The sequence below is a fragment of the Lactobacillus sp. C449L genome (assembly GCF_059900815.1).
This window is the reverse complement of the sequence record NZ_JBWXGA010000216.1, coordinates 1-457: the sequence shown is the minus strand read 5'-3', so window position 1 is coordinate 457 and position 457 is coordinate 1. Positions and strand designations below refer to the sequence as shown.

General features: G+C 41.8%; 1 protein-coding gene. It reads left to right on the top strand.

The window, feature by feature from the left end; genetic code table 11:
* Positions 1-457, top strand: a 457-nt coding sequence (locus AC2JF9_RS09100) for a transposase (protein WP_500727125.1), incomplete at both ends; no start/stop codon positions are given.

Genomic DNA, 457 nt, shown 5'->3' with positions numbered 1-457 from the left:
ATCCAGTTATGTATCATTCACCAAATCCGTAATTCTATGAAGTATGTTTCGTATAAGGAACAAAAAGGCATTATGGCAGACTTGAAGAAAATCTACCAGGCCCTCACTCTGGAAGAGGCTGAAATGGAGTTCTCCAACTTCAAGGAGAAATGGGGTGAAAAGCACCCAATCATCATCAAATCAGGGGAAACAAACTGGCTGGAATTAACCGCCTACTTTAGTTACCCTGCCGAAATCAGAAGGCTCATTTATACCACAAATACGATTGAAGGCTATCATCGCCAGCTTAGGAAAGTCACCAAGACAAAGACAGCCTATCCAACGGATGATTCACTCAGGAAGATTATTTATTTGGCTACTATGGAAATCTCCAAGAAGTGGACTATGCCTGTAAGGGGATGGAAAGAATGTATATCACAACTGGCCATTTATTATGGGGAACGATTGGAAGCTGAGC